The sequence below is a fragment of the Mesorhizobium sp. CAU 1732 genome (assembly GCF_039888675.1).
Classification (GTDB): Bacteria; Pseudomonadota; Alphaproteobacteria; order Rhizobiales; family Rhizobiaceae; genus Aerobium.
In genome coordinates this window covers 583,498-599,095 of record NZ_JBDQQR010000002.1, presented here as the reverse complement: position 1 = coordinate 599,095, position 15,598 = coordinate 583,498, and the positions used below count along the sequence as shown (strand labels likewise).

Genomic DNA, 15,598 nt, shown 5'->3' with positions numbered 1-15,598 from the left:
CTTCGGGCGCGTTGGTGTGTGCGTATCCGGCGCTGCCGGCATCATTCATGCTTCAGGCGAAGGTCTAAAACGCGGCTCGTCCAGCCGTGACGTCGTTCTCCCCCATGTCGGGCACTTTGGTTGTTCCCCTGCAGAAATGTGCTCACCGTGTCCGCTGATCGTCACGGCACCCGTGTCGGGCTTGAATGTCATGTCCCTGTCCGCGACGGGTTGGCGGACACGGGACGGCCCGGCGAAAACCGGGCCGCGTTTGCGCGACGGCCTTGCGGCCGTCGCGCGGTTCCGGGTGGTGCGCGTTTTAGCGGACGCTTGCACCGGCAAATTCCGGGTAGGCTTCGACGCCCACCTCTGCCTTGTCGAGACCGAGCAATTCGTCTTCCTCGGTCGGGCGCAGGCCCATGACCGCCTTGACGACGATCCAGACCAGGAAGCTCGCGACGAAGGTGAACACGCCGACGGTGACGATCGAGATAAGCTGCACCGAGAGGCTTGCGTCCGGGTTCGTGATGACCACGGCGATCGTTCCCCAGATGCCTGCGAATAGGTGAACCGGGATTGCGCCGACCACGTCGTCGATCTTGAACTTGTCGAGGAGCGGCACGGTCAGGACGACGATGACGCCGCCGACTGCACCGATCAGGCTTGCCGTGCCGAGGCCCGGCGTCAGCGGCTCGGCCGTGACCGAGACGAGACCCGCCAGCGCACCGTTGATCACGAAGGTCAGGTCGACCTTCTTGTAGATGAAGTGCGTCAGGGCGGCTGCCGCGAGTGCACCACCGACCGCGCCGGCATTGGTGTTGGCCATCACGCGGCCCACATCGGCGATGTCGCCCACCGTGCCCATGGCAAGCTGCGACGCGCCGTTGAAGCCGTACCAGCCGAACCAGAGGATGAACATGCCGAGCGTCGCGAGTGCCATGTTGGAACCCGGCAGCGCGTTGACCGAGCCATCCGCGTTGTACTTGCCCTTGCGTGCGCCGATGACGATGGCGCCTGCCAGTGCCGCCCAGCCGCCCACCGAGTGAACGACGGTCGAGCCTGCGAAGTCGAGGAAGCCCATCTGGTCGAGGAAGCCGCCGCCCCACTTCCAGGAAGCCTGGATCGGGTAGATCAGCGCGGTGAGAACCAGCACGAAGAGCAGGAACGGCCACAGCTTGATGCGCTCGGCTACCGTGCCGGAGACGATCGAGGCAGCGGTGGCGCAGAACATCACCTGGAAGAAGAAGTCGGAGCTGACCGTGGCATAGGTCAGGTCAGCCGCATCGGCCGTGAGACCGACAGGCTCGAGCACCGCGATGCCGACGGCGCCGAGGATGCCGTTCACCATCCAGGCGTCGCCCGGATACATGATCAGATAGCCGATGAGGTAGTAGGCGATGCAGGCGACCGAATACATCGTGATGTTCTTCAGAAGCTGCATGGAGACGTTCTTGGAGCGGACGAAGCCCGCTTCGAGCATCGTGAAGCCAGCCGCCATCCAGAAGACGAGGAAGCCGCCGACGAGCATCAGGAAGCTGTTGAGGATGTACTGCGTCTCCTGGGAGACGGCACCGGCGACGGCGGTCTCTGCCGCGTCGGGAGCCGGCGCGTCCTGGCCGAAAGCCGGCAGCGCCATCAGCGCGGTGAAGGTGAGCGCACCGAGTGCCGGGCGCGCGAATCTGGAAAGATTTGAAACTGTCATTAACCCCATTCTCCTTGGTCGAGGCGCCTAGAGCGCGTCGGTGTCGGTCTCGCCGGTGCGGATGCGCACCGCCTGGTCGATGCCGTAGACGAAGATCTTGCCGTCGCCGATCTGGCCGGTCTTGGCCGCGGCCGAGATCGCCTCGACGGCCTTCTCGACGAGGTCGGTTCCGACTGCGACTTCGATCTTGATCTTGGGGAGAAAGCTCACGGCGTATTCCGCGCCGCGATAGATTTCCGTGTGCCCCTTCTGCCGCCCGTAGCCTTTGACTTCGGTGACGGTCAGCCCCTGTATCCCGACGGCGGTGAGCGCTTCACGCACCTCGTCGAGCTTGAACGGCTTGATGATTGCCATCACGATTTTCATAAGGTTTCACCCTTTGCTTTGCGGTCCCCCGCGTTGCAGTCACACCGCCGGACTGGATGACAGCCGGGAGTGCAAGAGGTGATTCAAATCGCGTGCCAGTTGGTTGGGCATGATGGTAACTGGCTGTAAAGACTTCGGAATATCGCTTATGGCCCAAGCGAACTTCGCAGGTGCAGCAATGCATGTGACTAAAGTTTGGGCAAATGCCTTGATTCCGCCCGTCAGCCGGGCGGAAGGCGGCGCTTTCGGCATCCCACCTCTCACAGACGGGCGAGGCATGGATTCCAGGGTCTCCCTGCGCTTCGCCCCGGTCGCCCGAGAATGACGAAGGGGGTGGTTTCGCCTGAGCCAAGTTCTGAGACGTTGACGGTTATGCGGGAGTTCCCCACCTCCGCTTCGTCGTTCTCGGGCACTGACCCGAGAACCCATGCCTCGCCGGCTCCGTCGCAGGACGGCGCAGAGACGGCAGCCCGTGGCAGCTCTACCTGCGGTCCCGAAGCCGGACGAGGCCTTCCTGGGCCGTCGAGGCGATCAGGGTGCCGTCGCGGGAGTAGAGCATGCCGCGCGAGAAGCCACGCGAACCGATCGCGTTGGGGCTGTCCTGCGTATAGAGCAGCCAGTCGTCCAGGCTGTGCGGGCGATGGAACCACATCGCATGGTCGAGGCTCGCCATCTGGATTTCCGGATCGAAACCGATCCGGCCATGCGCGAAGGTGGACGTGTCGAGCAATGTCATGTCGGAGAGATAAGCGAGCAACGCCGATTGCAGATTGCGGTCGTCGGGCGCGGCGCCCATCATGCGAACCCAGACGTTCTGGCGCGGCGGCAGCTTGTCGCGGCTCGTGTAGTGCTCGACGTTCACCGGCTTGATTTCCAGCGGTCGTTCGCGCGCCCAGAATTTGCGCACCGAGTCCGGCACGACGTGTCCGGTCTCTTCCAGCAGCTCGAACTGTGTGCGCAGCGTTTCGGGCGCCGGCACGTCGAGCGGCATAGGCATTTGATGCTCCATTCCGGTCTCCTCGACCTGGAATGAGCTTTCGAGCGAGAAGATCGCGTGCCCATGCTGGATGGCGGTGACGCGCCGCGTGGTGAAGGAGCCGCCGTCGCGCAGCCTGTCGACCTCGTAGATGATCGGGGTGGATGGGTCGCCGGGCCGCATGAAATAGCAGTGCAGCGAGTGAACGAAGCGCTCTCCATCGACGGTGCGCTGGGCCGCCACGAGCGCCTGGCTGATGACCTGTCCGCCGAAGACGCGCTGCCAGCCCACCTGGGGGCTGCGACCACGATACAGGTTGTGTTCGAGCCGCTCGAGGTCGAGTATGGCGAGAAGTTCCTGCATGGCCTGCGACATCCGCTTTTCCCCTCAGGCGGTCGATCTGACGCCGGGTTTGCAACAGGATAGACGGAACAAGTCAAGACTGCGCGAATTGACCGTGCGATCCCGAGGCGTACGAAACACAGGATGGATGACATCATGGCAAATGGTCAGGCGGGAGCCGAACGAACCCGTTTCGACGTGATCGTGGCTGGCGCGGGGTATGTCGGCCTGGCGACGGCGGTGTCGATCGTCGCGGCACGGCCGAACCTGTCGGTCGCCATCGTCGATGCTGCGCCTGAAGGCGTCTGGCGCAAGGATGGACGCGCCTCGGCGATCGCGGCCGCCGCGACGCGCATGCTCGGCCAACTCGGCTGCTGGGACGAGATCGCGCCGAAGGCGCAGGCGATGACCGAGATGATCGTCACGGATTCGCGCACGTCCGATCCCGTACGCCCGGTGTTCCTGACGTTCGACGGCGAGGTCGGCCCCGGCGAGGCCTTCGCCCATATGGTCGCCAACCGGGATCTGAACGCCGCGCTGCGCCGGCGGGCGGGCGAACTCGGCATCGACCTGATCGAGGGCGTCGGCGTGACCGGCTTCGATACGGGCTCGCAGGAGACGCTGGTTCACCTCGCTGACGGTGTGACCTTGCGAACGCGCCTTCTGGTCGCCGCGGACGGCGTGAAGTCGCGTCTACGCGACATGGCCGGCATCAAGACCGTGCACTGGGATTACGGCCAGTCCGGCATCGTCTGCACGGTCGAGCACGAGCGGCCGCATATGGGCCGGGCGGAGGAGCATTTCCTTCCCGCCGGGCCGTTCGCCACCCTGCCGCTCAAATCAAGCGACGAGGGCGGCAACCGCTCCTCGATCGTCTGGACCGAGCGCACCGAGGATGCCGAGCGGCTGGTCGCGGAGGAAACGCTGGTCTTCGAGGCGGAACTGGAGCAGCGTTTCGGGCTCAAGCTCGGGGAGATCCGCGTGGTGGACAAGCCGCGCGCATGGCCGCTCGGGCTGACGCTGGCGCGGGATTTCGTCAAGCCGCGCTTCGCCCTTGCGGGCGATGCCGCGCACGGCATTCATCCGATCGCGGGCCAAGGGCTCAATCTGGGCTTCAAGGATGCGGCAGCCCTTGCGGAAGTCATCGTCGAGGCAGACCGTCTCGGGCAGGACATCGGCGCGATCGACGTACTGGAGCGCTACCAGCAGTGGCGCCGCTTCGACACGGTGCAGATGGGCGTCACCACCGACGTGCTGAACCGCTTGTTCTCGAACGATTTCGGGCCGCTGCGCGCGGTGCGCGATCTCGGCCTTGGGCTCGTTCAGCGCATGCCGCGCATGAAGGAGTTCTTCATCCGCCAGGCGTCGGGCCTGTCGCCGCAGGCACCGAAGCTGCTTCAGGGCGAGCCGATTTGAGGTCGCCCGTCCGTAAGGATGCAGGGCGATCTAGTGCACTTCCAGCCCGATCTTCTGCGTCAGGCGACGAAGTCGGTGGCTGGCGGTGAGAAGCGGCGGGCCGTCGGCGGCGACCACGGTTCGCGCGATGTCGACGAGGCCGTGCTTTTCCGCCTCATTGAGGCGGGTCGCAAGAAACGGTCCCAGCTTGTCGATGACGGTGCCTGCTTCATCGATCTGGCCGGACGCCCACTGGCCGTAGACCAGCGCTTCGTCAGCCCGGTCGGCTTCCGTCAGCCCTGACAGTTCCTCGCGGATCGCGGCTTCGCGTTGAGGCGAAAGAGCGACATCGTCGGATGCGATGCTGGCAAGCAAGGTGGCGGCCGCGACGATGGGGTCGTTGATCGCCGTCAGCGGCGAAAGCTCGGCCTGACTGCGGATGCGTTTCCTCCGCATCGACCCGCGCATCCGGCCTGCCGCATCGATGATCTCGCTCGCCGCATCGCCTGCCGCACGCATGCGGTACCACCAGAAGCCGAGGCCTGCCACCACGCCCAGCACCATCACCACGATATGCATTGTTGTCGTTCCGGATTGCTCTATTCGGCGAGGAATACACGCAACTTTTGCGAGCGTCATCACCAATCATGGCGGCGCTTGTCGCGGTCTGGACACTTTTTGTGCGCGGCTGTCTTTCGCGCATCGGCGTGCATTGTCTCGTCGCGCGGGTTTCGCTAGGACATCGCCATGAGCCTCGAATCCGTACGCGCCTTCCTCGCCGAACACGCCCCCGACGTCGCGATCATCGAAACCGCCGAGAGTTCGGCGACGGTCGAACTCGCCGCGCAGGCGCATGGCGTGGAACCGGCGCAGATCGCCAAGACGATCTGCCTTCGCGTCGGCGAAACGGTGATGCTCGTCGTCGCCAAGGGCACGGCCCGGCTCGACAACCGGAAATTCAAGGACGCGTTTCGCGGCAAGCCGCGCATGCTCGGCGGGGACGAGGTCGTGGAGCTGACCAGCCACCCGGTCGGCGGCGTCTGCCCGTTCGGGCTTCCCTCGCCGCTTCCGATCTATTGCGACGTGTCGCTGAAAGCGTTCGACGAGGTGGTGCCAGCGGCAGGCTCCACCAATTCGGCGGTGCGGATTTCGCCCGACCGTCTGGCGCAGATCACCGGCGCGCAATGGGTCGACGTCTGCCAATAGGTCCCTCGCACCCCTCGAAGGTTGCGGGATGCGACCCTATCTAGGGCTTGTCGGGTCGCGTGATGCGGCCCGCGCCGGTTTCAATCGAAAGGGAGACGACCATGGATCGCCACGCAACAGCAGTCTGGAAGGGCAACCTGAAAGAGGGGACGGGAACGATCGACCTGCAGAGCGGCGCATTTTCCGCGCAGCCCTATTCGTTCAAGACGCGCTTCGAGGACGAGAGCGGCAAGTCGGGCACCAATCCCGAGGAACTGATCGCCGCCGCCCATGCCGGCTGCTTCGCGATGCAGCTATCGCATTTCCTGGCCGAGAACGGCACGCCGGCAGAAAAGCTCGACGCCAAGGCGGTCGTCAGCCTGACGCCGGGCACCGGCATCACCGGAAGCGCGCTGACGCTCGTCGGCACCGTTCCGGGCATCGACGAGGCGAAGTTCAAGGAACTCGCCAACAAGGCCAAGGAAGGCTGCCCCGTCTCCAAGGCGCTCGGCGCGATCAACGTGACGCTCGACGCTAAGCTCGGCTGATTCCGCCCGGCGACATTTTCGCAATCAAGACGAGGTCGGCCGCGCAACGGAACGTCGCGCGGCCGTTTCACTTCGAAACCAAAAACCGCGAATAAGGCTTAGTCTCGCCAAGCAGTTGACCATTCGGGAGGAATGCATGCTGCAGGACCAGGAAGCGCGCGTGCTGCGCACGCCGCGAACCACCACGACCCTCAAGCTCACCGATATCACCGCCAGGGCGTCGCGCCTCGACGCCTTCGAGGGCCATGAGCATATCTGGCTCGGCGAGGACGATGCGCGGGGGCTCACGGCCATCGTTGCGATCCACAACACCGCGCTCGGGCCTGCGCTGGGCGGAACGCGCGTCTGGCCGCATCCGACCTTCGAGGCGGCGCTCACCGACGCGTTGCGCCTGTCGCGCGGCATGACGTTCAAGGCGGCGATCGCCGACGTCCCCTTCGGCGGCGGCAAGGCTGTCATCAAGGCCGATCCCAGGACGGAAAAGACGCCGGCGATGCTCGAGGCCTATGCCGATATGCTCGCCGCCCTCAACGGCCAGTACTACACCGGCGAGGATGTCGGCCTGACGCTGGCCGATGCTGATTTCCTGCGCTCGCGCACGCCGAACGTTTCCGGAACGACCATCGGCGGCAGCGGAAACCCGTCGCCGGTCACGGCCAAAGGCGTGTTCCTCGGCCTGAAAGCAGCACTTGCCCACGTCCGCGGCAGCGATACGCTCGATGGCGTGCGGGTTGCGGTCCAGGGGCTCGGCTCGGTCGGCTGGTCGTTGTGCGAGCAGTTGCATGCCGAGGGCGCGCTTCTGGTCGTCGCCGATCTCGATGAGGCGCGGACGACGCGCGCGCACACCGTCTTCGACGCCGATGTGGTCGAGACCAAGACGATCGTCGCCGCCTCGGTCGACGTCTTCGCGCCGTGCGCGCTGGGCGGCGTCCTGTCCGCCGACACCATTCCGCATCTCAAGGCGAAGATCGTCGCGGGTGCGGCAAACAACCAGCTCGCGCGCCACGAAGACGCCGCGCATCTGATGCGCCGTGGCGTGCTTTACGCGCCGGATTACGTGATCAATGCGGGCGGGCTGGTCAACGTCGCGGCCGAACTCGACCCGGACGGCTACGACCGCGCCGCCGTGATGGACAAGGTGGCGCATATCCCGCAGACGCTGGCCGGCATCTTCAGGCGCGCGCAGGACGAGGCGCGGCCGACGAACGACATCGCGCAGGCAATCGCCGAAGAGCGGATCGCCCGCGCCCGGGCGGTATGAGAGGGCTTTGCGTGAAACCGCGTCGGTTCAGCTACCCTTGATGCCCTGCATCGCGGCAGCGCCCCAGACGTCCCTGATGCGGTCGTCACGACCACAGGCGCTGCGGTAGTATTTGTAGCGCAGCGGGTTCTTCTCGTAATAATCCTGGTGGTAGTCCTCCGCCGGCCAGAAGGTCGGCGCGGCGACCACCTCGGTCACCACGGTCGTGCCGAGTGCTGCCTGGGCCTCGGCCTTGGCCTTCTTCGCCTCGGCGAGCTGCGTATCACCCACCGCGTAGACCGCCGTCGTGTAGCTGTGCCCGCGATCGCAGAACTGGCCGCCATCGTCGGTCGGATCGACCGAGCGGAAAAACGCCGTCAGGAGCTGCTCGTAGCTCACCTTTGCGGGATCGTACTCGATGCGCACCGCCTCGCGATGATTGGCGGCGGTGTGGTCCTGATAGGTCGGGTTGTCGTTCGTGCCGCCGATATAGCCCGAGACGGTCGAGATCACGCCATTGACGTGGTCGAAGTCGGACTCCACGCACCAGAAGCAGCCGCCGGCGAAGATCGCCACTTCGGGCTCGGCTGCCTGCGCCGTGGCACCGCCGAGCGCCAGGCCGAAGACGAGAGCTGCAGAAAGCTTGCCGATCATGGCTATTCCTCCGGGGTTGCCGAAGATACGTAGCACCGCGCCCGATTGTTTCAAATCAGCCGAAAAACAAGCCTTCGTGAGAGGCCGCGTTACCTATTTCGCTGCCAGCGCCTTCTCGATCTGCGGCAGCAGGTCTCCGACGATGCTTTCGGGAGAGAACGGGCCGACATGCTTGTAGAGGATGCGGCCATCCGTGCCGACGAGGAAGGTTTCGGGAACGCCGTAGACGCCCCAGTCGATCGCCGAGCGTCCTGTGTCGTCCTGCCCGATCACCGCGTAGGGATTGCCCAGTTCGCCGAGGAAGCGGCGGGCGTTTTCAGGCCTGTCCTTGTAGTTGAGGCCGGCGATCTGGAACCGGTCGTCCTGCGCAAGCTGCATCAGGAGCGGGTGCTCGACCCGGCACGGCGCGCACCACGACGCCCAGACATTCACCAGCGTCACCTTGCCGTCGAACGTTGCGGTGTCGAAGCCCGGCAGGCCGGTGCCGTCCAGCGGCGGCAGCGTCGTCTTCGGCGCCTCCGCGCCGATCAGCGCCGAGGGCACGACCGAGATATCGCGTCCCGACAAAAGCTGCACGAGGAACACGCCCGCGAGCGCCATGAACAGGGCCAGCGGAAGCAGAGCCAGCCAGCGGCGGCGCGGCGGTGCGGGCGTCTCGGTCTGTGGCTGCGTGCTCATTGGGCGACCGGCTTCTGGTCGGAGCGTCGCCGGATGCCGGCAGCCTCGAGTGCCGCCAGCTCGCGCTTGCGGGCCTTCTGGTCGAGCAGGATCCAGCCGACGAGCCCGGCGATCACCAGCGCCGAAATGCCGTAGGCCGCCGCCACATAAAGCGCATGCGCACTCATGGGCGCTGCCCTGCCGCATCCGCGCCGCGCGCAGCCATGCGGCGCATCGCCGAGACGCGGCGGCTCCAGATTTCCGTCCGCATCGCCATCAAATGAAGCGTGAAGAACAGGAGCGTGAACCCCAGCGCGCACACCAGCAGCGGCCAGAGCAGCGACGGGTGGATCGTCGGGCCGTCCAGTCGGATGACGGAGGCCGGCTGGTGCAGCGTGTTCCACCAGTCGACGGAGAACTTGATGATCGGGATGTTGATGAAGCCGACCAGCGTCACGATCGCGGCGGCGCGCGCGCTTCGCGACGGATCGTCGAGCGCGCGGGTCAGCGCGATGATGCCGAGATACATCAGGAACAGCACGAAAACGGAGGTGAGGCGGGCATCCCAGACCCACCACGTGCCCCACATAGGCTTGCCCCAGATGGAGCCGGTGGCGAGTGCGAGCAGCGTGAAGGCGGCGCCGATCGGGGCCGCGGCCTTGAGCGCGACGTCGGCCAGCGGATGACGCCAGACCAGTGTGCCGAGCGCCGAAATCGCCATGACCGAGTAGCACATCATGGCGAGCCACGCGAACGGCACGTGGATGTACATGATGCGGACGGTGATGCCCTGCTGGTAGTCTTCCGGTGCGGCGAAGGCCATCCACAGCCCGGCGCCAAGCGCGATCGCGGCAAGTCCGCCCAGCCACGGCACGATGCGATCCGCCAGCGCGATGAAGCGCGTCGGATTTGCGATGTCGATCCAGCGTCCGGCCGGTGCTGCGGTGTCGCTCATGGCATCCAAATAGACCGCACGATTGCGGCGCGCAATCGACGCCGATCAAACCCGCGTGAGTGAAGTCGTCGCGCCCGGCGTGACGAGGATGGGCGGCGGCCCGGATGTGAGCCGCAATCGTGCGGTCTATTGGGTTCGCGAACTGTCCCCCGTCGAGCCCGCGATCGACCCACGAGGCATGGATTCCCGGGTCTCCCTCCGCTTCGCTCCGCTCGCCCGAGAATGACGAATGTGGGGTGGTTTCCGGCTGAGTCAGGTTCGGAGGCGGTGACGGTTTCCGGTGAGCCTACCCCATCCACTTCGTCATCCTCGGGCGGAGCGTCGAGCGAAGCTCGATGCGCAGACCCGGGGATCCATGCCTCGCCGGCCCCGCCGCAGGGTGGCGCAGAACCGGGCACTCACCGCACATCCGAAATTGACGAACATCGGGACCACCCCGCTTGTCACCAACTGACGAGGCATGGATTCCCGGGTCTTCCTCCACTTCGCTCGGTCGCCCGAGAATGACGAAGGTGGGGTGGTTTTCGGCTGAGTCGGGTTCGGAGGCGGTGACGGTTTTCGATGAGCTTCACCTACCCTCGCCACCTCAAGGCATCCCCATCCACTTCGTCATCCTCGGGCGGAGCGTCGAGCGAAGCTCGATGCGCAGACCCGGGGATCCATGCCTCGCCGGTCCCACCACTGGATGGTCCAGAACCCTGCGCCCCGGTCACAAACCGCAGGTGGAGAAGATTCCCCACTCCCAAAACTTTCCCCCAACCCGATCAACCACTTCTCAAAAATATCCGCCCTCTTTCATCCACGCCCCCACCGCCGCCGCCATATTCGCCCCATCGCCCTCACGGGAACTCTGGTGCGCACCGGGGATCAGGGGAGGGTGACGGTGTCCGGGTAGCGTGGTCTGACGAGTGAGACGTCTGGCCTTGAATCCGGGCTTCGGTGGAGGTCGGAGTCGGAGGCGCAAATGCCAAGTCCGGCCCAGCTTCGCCGTTGGTGACAGCACCGGCGGGGCGCGAGGTTCGCACCACGTAATTATCATTCGGAAGACACGGCCTCGCGCCCCGCTTCCCGCCCTTTCACAAGGACCAGACCGGAAACGGGGCGTGGTAACGAGGACGCGCGCGTCAGTCCGAAGCGCCCTTCAGGGCCAGCGCGGCGGCGAAGGGGCCGATGACGGCGAAGAGCAGCGTCAGCGCGCACAGGATCAGGAAGGGCGGCGTGAAGGGTTCCGGCTCGTTGACGGCGCCGTAGGAGGCGGAGACGCCGAAGATCAGGATCGGGATCGCCAGTGGCAGGATCAGCACCGAGACCAGAAGCCCGCCGCGCGGCAGCGACACCGCGACGGCCGCCCCGACCGCGCCGATAAAGGCGATCGCGGGCGTGCCGATCAAAAGCGTCGCGCTCGTCGCCGCGATCGCGATCGGCTCCATGTTCATGAAGATGCCGAGCAGCGGCGAGGCGATCACCAGGGGCAAAACGCTCGCGGTCCAGTGCGCGAGGCATTTCACCAGCACCGTCAGTGCCAGCATGTGGCGGTCGTCGGCCATGATCAGGAGATCGAGCGAACCGTCCTCGCGGTCGGCCTGAAACAGGCGGTCGAGGCCGAGCAGGCTGGCGAGAAGCGCCCCGATCCAGAGGATGGCCGGGCCGATGCGGGCCAGCAGGTTCAGGTCGGGCCCGACGCCGAAGGGAATCACGGCCACCACGGCCAGAAAGAACAAAACGCCCACCAGCGCCCCGCCGCCGGCACGCAGGCCCAAACGCAGGTCGCGGCGGAAGAGGGCTAGCATGCGGTCATGCCTTCAACGGAAATTTCGCGCCCTACGTTGCCCCCCTCTGTCCTGCCGGACATCTCCCCCACGAGGGGGGAGATCAGCTTGCGCCGCGACGTTCGCCAATCGTCATCGTTGCAGAACGCGCGGAAACAGCGAAGCTGCTGATCTCCCCCCATGTGGGGGAGATGGCCGGAAGGCCAGAGGGGGGCGTGACGAAGCGCCTTCATATCCGGCTGCCGCCCATCGCCAACTCCCCCACCCCCGCCAGCCCCAGCGGCAGATGCGTGGCGGCGAGGATGATGCCGCCATCGTCCAGATGCGCCCGCATCAGGTCCGCGAACTGTCGCTCCGACGCCTTGTCGAGGCCGGCGGTCGGTTCGTCGAGCAGCCAGATCGGCCGGTAGCTGACGAGGAGCTTGGCGATCGACACGCGCCGTTTCTGGCCGGTCGAGAGATAGCCATAGGGCAGGGACGCGACGGTGGGCAGCCCGATCATGTCGAGTGCTTCGGGCACCGACAGATGCGGCTCGCCGCAGAAATCCTGCCAGAAGGAGAGGTTCTCCTCGACGCTCAGCGCCGTCTTCATCGCGTTCGCGTGGCCGAGATAGTGCGCGGCCGAGGCGACGGTCTCGAACTCGGGTGGCGCGTCCTCCAGCCGAATCACGCCGCCGGCTGGGGCAAGCAGTCCGGCGACGATCCGCAACAGCGTCGATTTGCCCGAGCCGTTGGGTCCGGTGACGACGAGCGCTTCGCCGTCACCGAGCGCAAAGCCCACGCCGTCAAAGACAGGCTCTCCGCCGCGTTCTCCGCTCAGATCGTCGGCAATCAGCCGCATCTCGGTCCCGTTCTCCGGCTGCCGCCGGATTACCCCGTGCAATGCAGCGATTTCGCCCAACCCCGTCTAGAACTATTTTAGGAAATTCACTATATGCGGGGCAACCGTGCCAGCGGTCGGCACGGAAACCATATTGCGCCGACCAGCGCGCGCGCCGCCTTGAACGGCCGGGTCGCATGGGAACGGACAGCGGAAATGACCGTACCCGCACCTTTGCGCGTGTTAGCATGCCACTGGCGTCCGTTACCCAATCGGCAACCGAACGTTAGGGATCGCACGTGACCAATTCACTCGACAGTTTCAATTGCCGCAGAACACTTTCCGTGGGCGGGAACGATTACGTCTATTTCAACCTCGTGGAGGCCGAGAAAAACGGTCTTGCGGGCGTGGGCAAGCTGCCCTTCTCGATGAAGGTTCTGCTCGAGAACCTGCTGCGCAACGAAGATGGCCGTTCGGTCACCAAGGAGAGCATCACCGCTGTCGCCGGCTGGCTCGCCGACAAGGGCAGCGCAGGCGTCGAGATCGCCTACCGTCCGGCCCGCGTGCTGATGCAGGATTTCACCGGCGTTCCAGCCGTCGTCGACCTGGCCGCCATGCGTGACGGCATCGCCGCACTCGGTGGCGATCCGCAGAAGATCAACCCGCTCGTGCCGGTCGATCTCGTCATCGACCATTCGGTCATCGTCGATGAGTTCGGCACGCCACGCGCGTTCGGCCGCAATGTCGAGCTCGAATACGAGCGCAATGAAGAGCGCTACAAGTTCCTGAAATGGGGCCAGCAGGCGTTCAACAATTTCCGCGTCGTGCCGCCCGGCACCGGCATCTGCCATCAGGTGAACCTGGAATATCTCGGCCAGGTCGTCTGGACGAAGGACGAGGACGGCGAAACCGTCGCCTACCCCGACACCTGCGTCGGCACCGACAGCCACACCACGATGATCAACGGCCTCGGCGTTCTGGGCTGGGGCGTCGGCGGCATCGAGGCTGAAGCCGCCATGCTCGGCCAGCCCGTCTCCATGCTGCTGCCCGAGGTCATCGGCTTCCGCCTCACCGGCAAGCTCAAGGAAGGCGTCACCGCAACCGACCTCGTGCTGACCGTCACGCAGATGCTGCGCAAGAAGGGCGTCGTCGGCAAGTTCGTCGAGTTCTTCGGCTCGGGCCTCGCGTCGATGTCGCTCGCCGACCGCGCCACGATCGGCAACATGGCACCGGAATACGGCGCGACCTGCGGCTTCTTCCCGGTCGACAAGGAGACGATCCGCTACCTCACCACGTCGAGCCGTGCCGATGACCGCATCGCGCTGGTCGAAGCCTATTCCAAGGCTCAGGGCATGTGGCACGACGAGGGCGTCACGGACCCCGTCTTCACGGATACGCTGGAACTCGACATGGATACGGTCGTCCCGTCGATGGCCGGTCCGAAGCGTCCCGAGGGCCGCGTGCCGCTGCCGGACATCGCCGCGAAGTTCGCAGAGGCATTGGGTGCCGAGTACAAGAAGACCGTCGACACGGCCAAGCGCTATGCCGTCGAGGGCGAGGATTTCGACCTCGGCCATGGCGACGTGGTGATCGCCGCGATCACGTCGTGCACCAACACGTCGAACCCCTCGGTGCTGATCGGCGCGGGGCTTCTCGCCCGCAACGCCAACAAGCTGGGTCTCAAGCAGAAGCCCTGGGTCAAGACGTCGCTCGCGCCGGGATCGCAGGTGGTCGCGGAGTATCTGGCGAAGTCCGGTCTGCAGACCGAGCTCGACCAGATCGGCTTCAACCTGGTCGGCTTTGGCTGCACGACCTGCATCGGAAACTCCGGCCCGCTGCCGGCTCCGATCTCCAAGACCATCAACGACAAGGGCCTCATCGGTGCGGCGGTGCTTTCGGGCAACCGCAACTTCGAGGGCCGCGTCTCGCCGGACGTGCAGGCGAACTACCTCGCATCGCCGCCGCTGGTCGTCGCTTACGCGCTTGCCGGCAGCGTCACTATCGACCTGACGACCGAGCCCCTGGGCGAGGGCGCCGACGGCAAGCCGGTCTATCTCAAGGACATCTGGCCGACGACGCTCGAAATCCAGGAGTTCATCGAGAAGTACGTCACCCGCGAAATCTTCGCCAACAAGTACGCCGACGTCTTCAAGGGCGACGAGAACTGGCAGAAGGTGCAGGCACCGACCGGCCAGACCTACACCTGGGACGATGCGTCGACCTACGTCCAGAACCCGCCCTACTTCGTGGGCATGGGCAGCAAGGCGGAAACGACCGCGCCGATCAAGGGCGCGCGCGTGCTCGGCCTCTTCGGCGACAAGATCACCACCGACCACATCTCTCCGGCCGGCTCGATCAAGGCCGCTTCGCCGGCGGGCAAGTACCTGATGGACAATGGCGTGGGCGTCGCCGACTTCAACCAGTACGGCACGCGTCGCGGCAACCATGAGGTGATGATGCGCGGCACCTTCGCCAACATCCGCATCCGCAACCACATGCTGGGCGAGAACGGCAAGGAAGGTGGATACACGATCCACTATCCGTCGAAGGAAGAGATGTCGATCTACGACGCCGCCATGCGCTACCGCGAGGAAAAGGTGCCGCTGGTCGTTTTCGCCGGCGTCGAATACGGCAACGGCTCGTCCCGCGACTGGGCCGCGAAGGGCACCAATCTTCTCGGCGTGCGCGCGGTCATCGCGCAGTCCTTCGAGCGCATCCACCGCTCCAACCTCGTCGGCATGGGCATCGTGCCCTATACCTTCGAAGACGGAACGAGCTGGGCTTCGCTCAACCTGAAGGGCGACGAGGTCGTGACGATCGACGGCATCGACACGATCAAGCCGCGCCAGAAGATGGTGGCCAAGGTCGAGTATTCGGACGGCACGGTGAAGGAAGTCCCGCTTCTCTGCCGCATCGATACGCTGGACGAGCTCGACTACTTCAAGAACGGCGGCATCCTGCAATACGTTCTGCGCGACCTCGCAGCGTAAGCAGCGGCTTTTCCTTCTCC

The 15,598-nt window shown here is 65.4% G+C and carries 15 protein-coding genes; 5 read left to right on the top strand and 10 right to left on the bottom strand.

The window, feature by feature from the left end; all coding sequences use genetic code 11:
• Positions 1-298 precede the first annotated feature (298 nt).
• The 3 genes from AAFN55_RS20530 to tesB form a co-directional block, all read right to left on the bottom strand.
• Complete coding sequence (locus AAFN55_RS20530) at positions 299-1,681, bottom strand: ammonium transporter (RefSeq protein WP_347800835.1); 1,383 nt, start codon at positions 1,679-1,681, stop codon at positions 299-301.
• A gap of 27 nt (positions 1,682-1,708) precedes the next feature.
• Positions 1,709-2,047 (bottom strand): P-II family nitrogen regulator, encoded by a 339-nt coding sequence (locus tag AAFN55_RS20525; RefSeq protein ID WP_347800834.1) that lies wholly within the window; start codon positions 2,045-2,047, stop codon positions 1,709-1,711.
• A gap of 481 nt (positions 2,048-2,528) precedes the next feature.
• Positions 2,529-3,398, bottom strand: coding sequence for an acyl-CoA thioesterase II (tesB, locus tag AAFN55_RS20520; protein ID WP_347800833.1), 870 nt, complete (start codon positions 3,396-3,398; stop codon positions 2,529-2,531).
• 123 nt (positions 3,399-3,521) lie between these two features.
• Between tesB and AAFN55_RS20515 the strand changes: the two genes are divergently transcribed.
• Positions 3,522-4,781 (top strand): ubiquinone biosynthesis hydroxylase, encoded by a 1,260-nt coding sequence (locus AAFN55_RS20515; RefSeq protein ID WP_347800832.1) that lies wholly within the window; start codon positions 3,522-3,524, stop codon positions 4,779-4,781.
• A gap of 30 nt (positions 4,782-4,811) precedes the next feature.
• On the opposite strand, the gene AAFN55_RS20510 is transcribed toward AAFN55_RS20515, so the two are convergent.
• Positions 4,812-5,339, bottom strand: a complete 528-nt coding sequence (locus AAFN55_RS20510; protein WP_347800831.1) for a hypothetical protein — start codon at positions 5,337-5,339, stop codon at positions 4,812-4,814.
• Positions 5,340-5,507: 168 nt separating this feature from the next.
• Between AAFN55_RS20510 and AAFN55_RS20505 the strand changes: the two genes are divergently transcribed.
• From AAFN55_RS20505 to AAFN55_RS20495, 3 genes are all read left to right on the top strand, one after another.
• Entirely contained in the window at positions 5,508-5,966 is a 459-nt protein-coding gene (locus AAFN55_RS20505) for a YbaK/EbsC family protein (RefSeq protein ID WP_347800830.1), read from the top strand.
• 101 nt (positions 5,967-6,067) lie between these two features.
• On the top strand, positions 6,068-6,493 hold the full coding sequence (locus tag AAFN55_RS20500) for an OsmC family protein (RefSeq protein WP_347800829.1): 426 nt from the start codon (positions 6,068-6,070) through the stop codon (positions 6,491-6,493).
• Between the two features lie 136 nt (positions 6,494-6,629).
• Entirely contained in the window at positions 6,630-7,754 is a 1,125-nt protein-coding gene (locus AAFN55_RS20495; protein WP_347800828.1) for a Glu/Leu/Phe/Val dehydrogenase dimerization domain-containing protein, read from the top strand.
• Positions 7,755-7,781: 27 nt separating this feature from the next.
• Here the strand turns inward: AAFN55_RS20495 and msrA are convergent, their stop codons facing one another.
• From msrA to ccmA, 6 genes are all read right to left on the bottom strand, one after another.
• A complete protein-coding gene (gene msrA, locus AAFN55_RS20490; RefSeq protein WP_347800827.1) occupies positions 7,782-8,387 on the bottom strand; it encodes a peptide-methionine (S)-S-oxide reductase MsrA in 606 nt (201 codons plus the stop codon).
• Positions 8,388-8,480: 93 nt separating this feature from the next.
• Positions 8,481-9,065 (bottom strand): DsbE family thiol:disulfide interchange protein, encoded by a 585-nt coding sequence (locus AAFN55_RS20485; protein ID WP_347800826.1) that lies wholly within the window; start codon positions 9,063-9,065, stop codon positions 8,481-8,483.
• Entirely contained in the window at positions 9,062-9,232 is a 171-nt protein-coding gene (ccmD, locus tag AAFN55_RS20480) for a heme exporter protein CcmD (protein WP_347800825.1), read from the bottom strand. Before ccmD ends, AAFN55_RS20485 begins: the two co-directional genes overlap by 4 nt.
• Positions 9,229-9,999 carry a heme ABC transporter permease gene (locus AAFN55_RS20475; protein ID WP_347800824.1) on the bottom strand — a complete coding sequence of 257 codons (771 nt, stop codon included), beginning with the start codon at positions 9,997-9,999 and terminating at the stop codon, positions 9,229-9,231. The genes ccmD and AAFN55_RS20475 overlap by 4 nt, the downstream gene beginning before the upstream one ends.
• Positions 10,000-11,123: 1,124 nt before the next feature.
• On the bottom strand, positions 11,124-11,789 hold the full coding sequence (gene ccmB / locus AAFN55_RS20470) for a heme exporter protein CcmB (RefSeq protein WP_347800823.1): 666 nt from the start codon (positions 11,787-11,789) through the stop codon (positions 11,124-11,126).
• A 208-nt stretch (positions 11,790-11,997) separates the two neighbouring features.
• Entirely contained in the window at positions 11,998-12,609 is a 612-nt protein-coding gene (gene ccmA, locus AAFN55_RS20465) for a heme ABC exporter ATP-binding protein CcmA (RefSeq protein ID WP_347800822.1), read from the bottom strand.
• A 278-nt stretch (positions 12,610-12,887) separates the two neighbouring features.
• Here ccmA and acnA point away from each other — a divergent pair, with 278 nt between their 5' ends.
• On the top strand, positions 12,888-15,578 hold the full coding sequence (acnA, locus tag AAFN55_RS20460; protein WP_347800821.1) for an aconitate hydratase AcnA: 2,691 nt from the start codon (positions 12,888-12,890) through the stop codon (positions 15,576-15,578).
• The last annotated feature ends 20 nt before the right edge of the window (positions 15,579-15,598 follow it).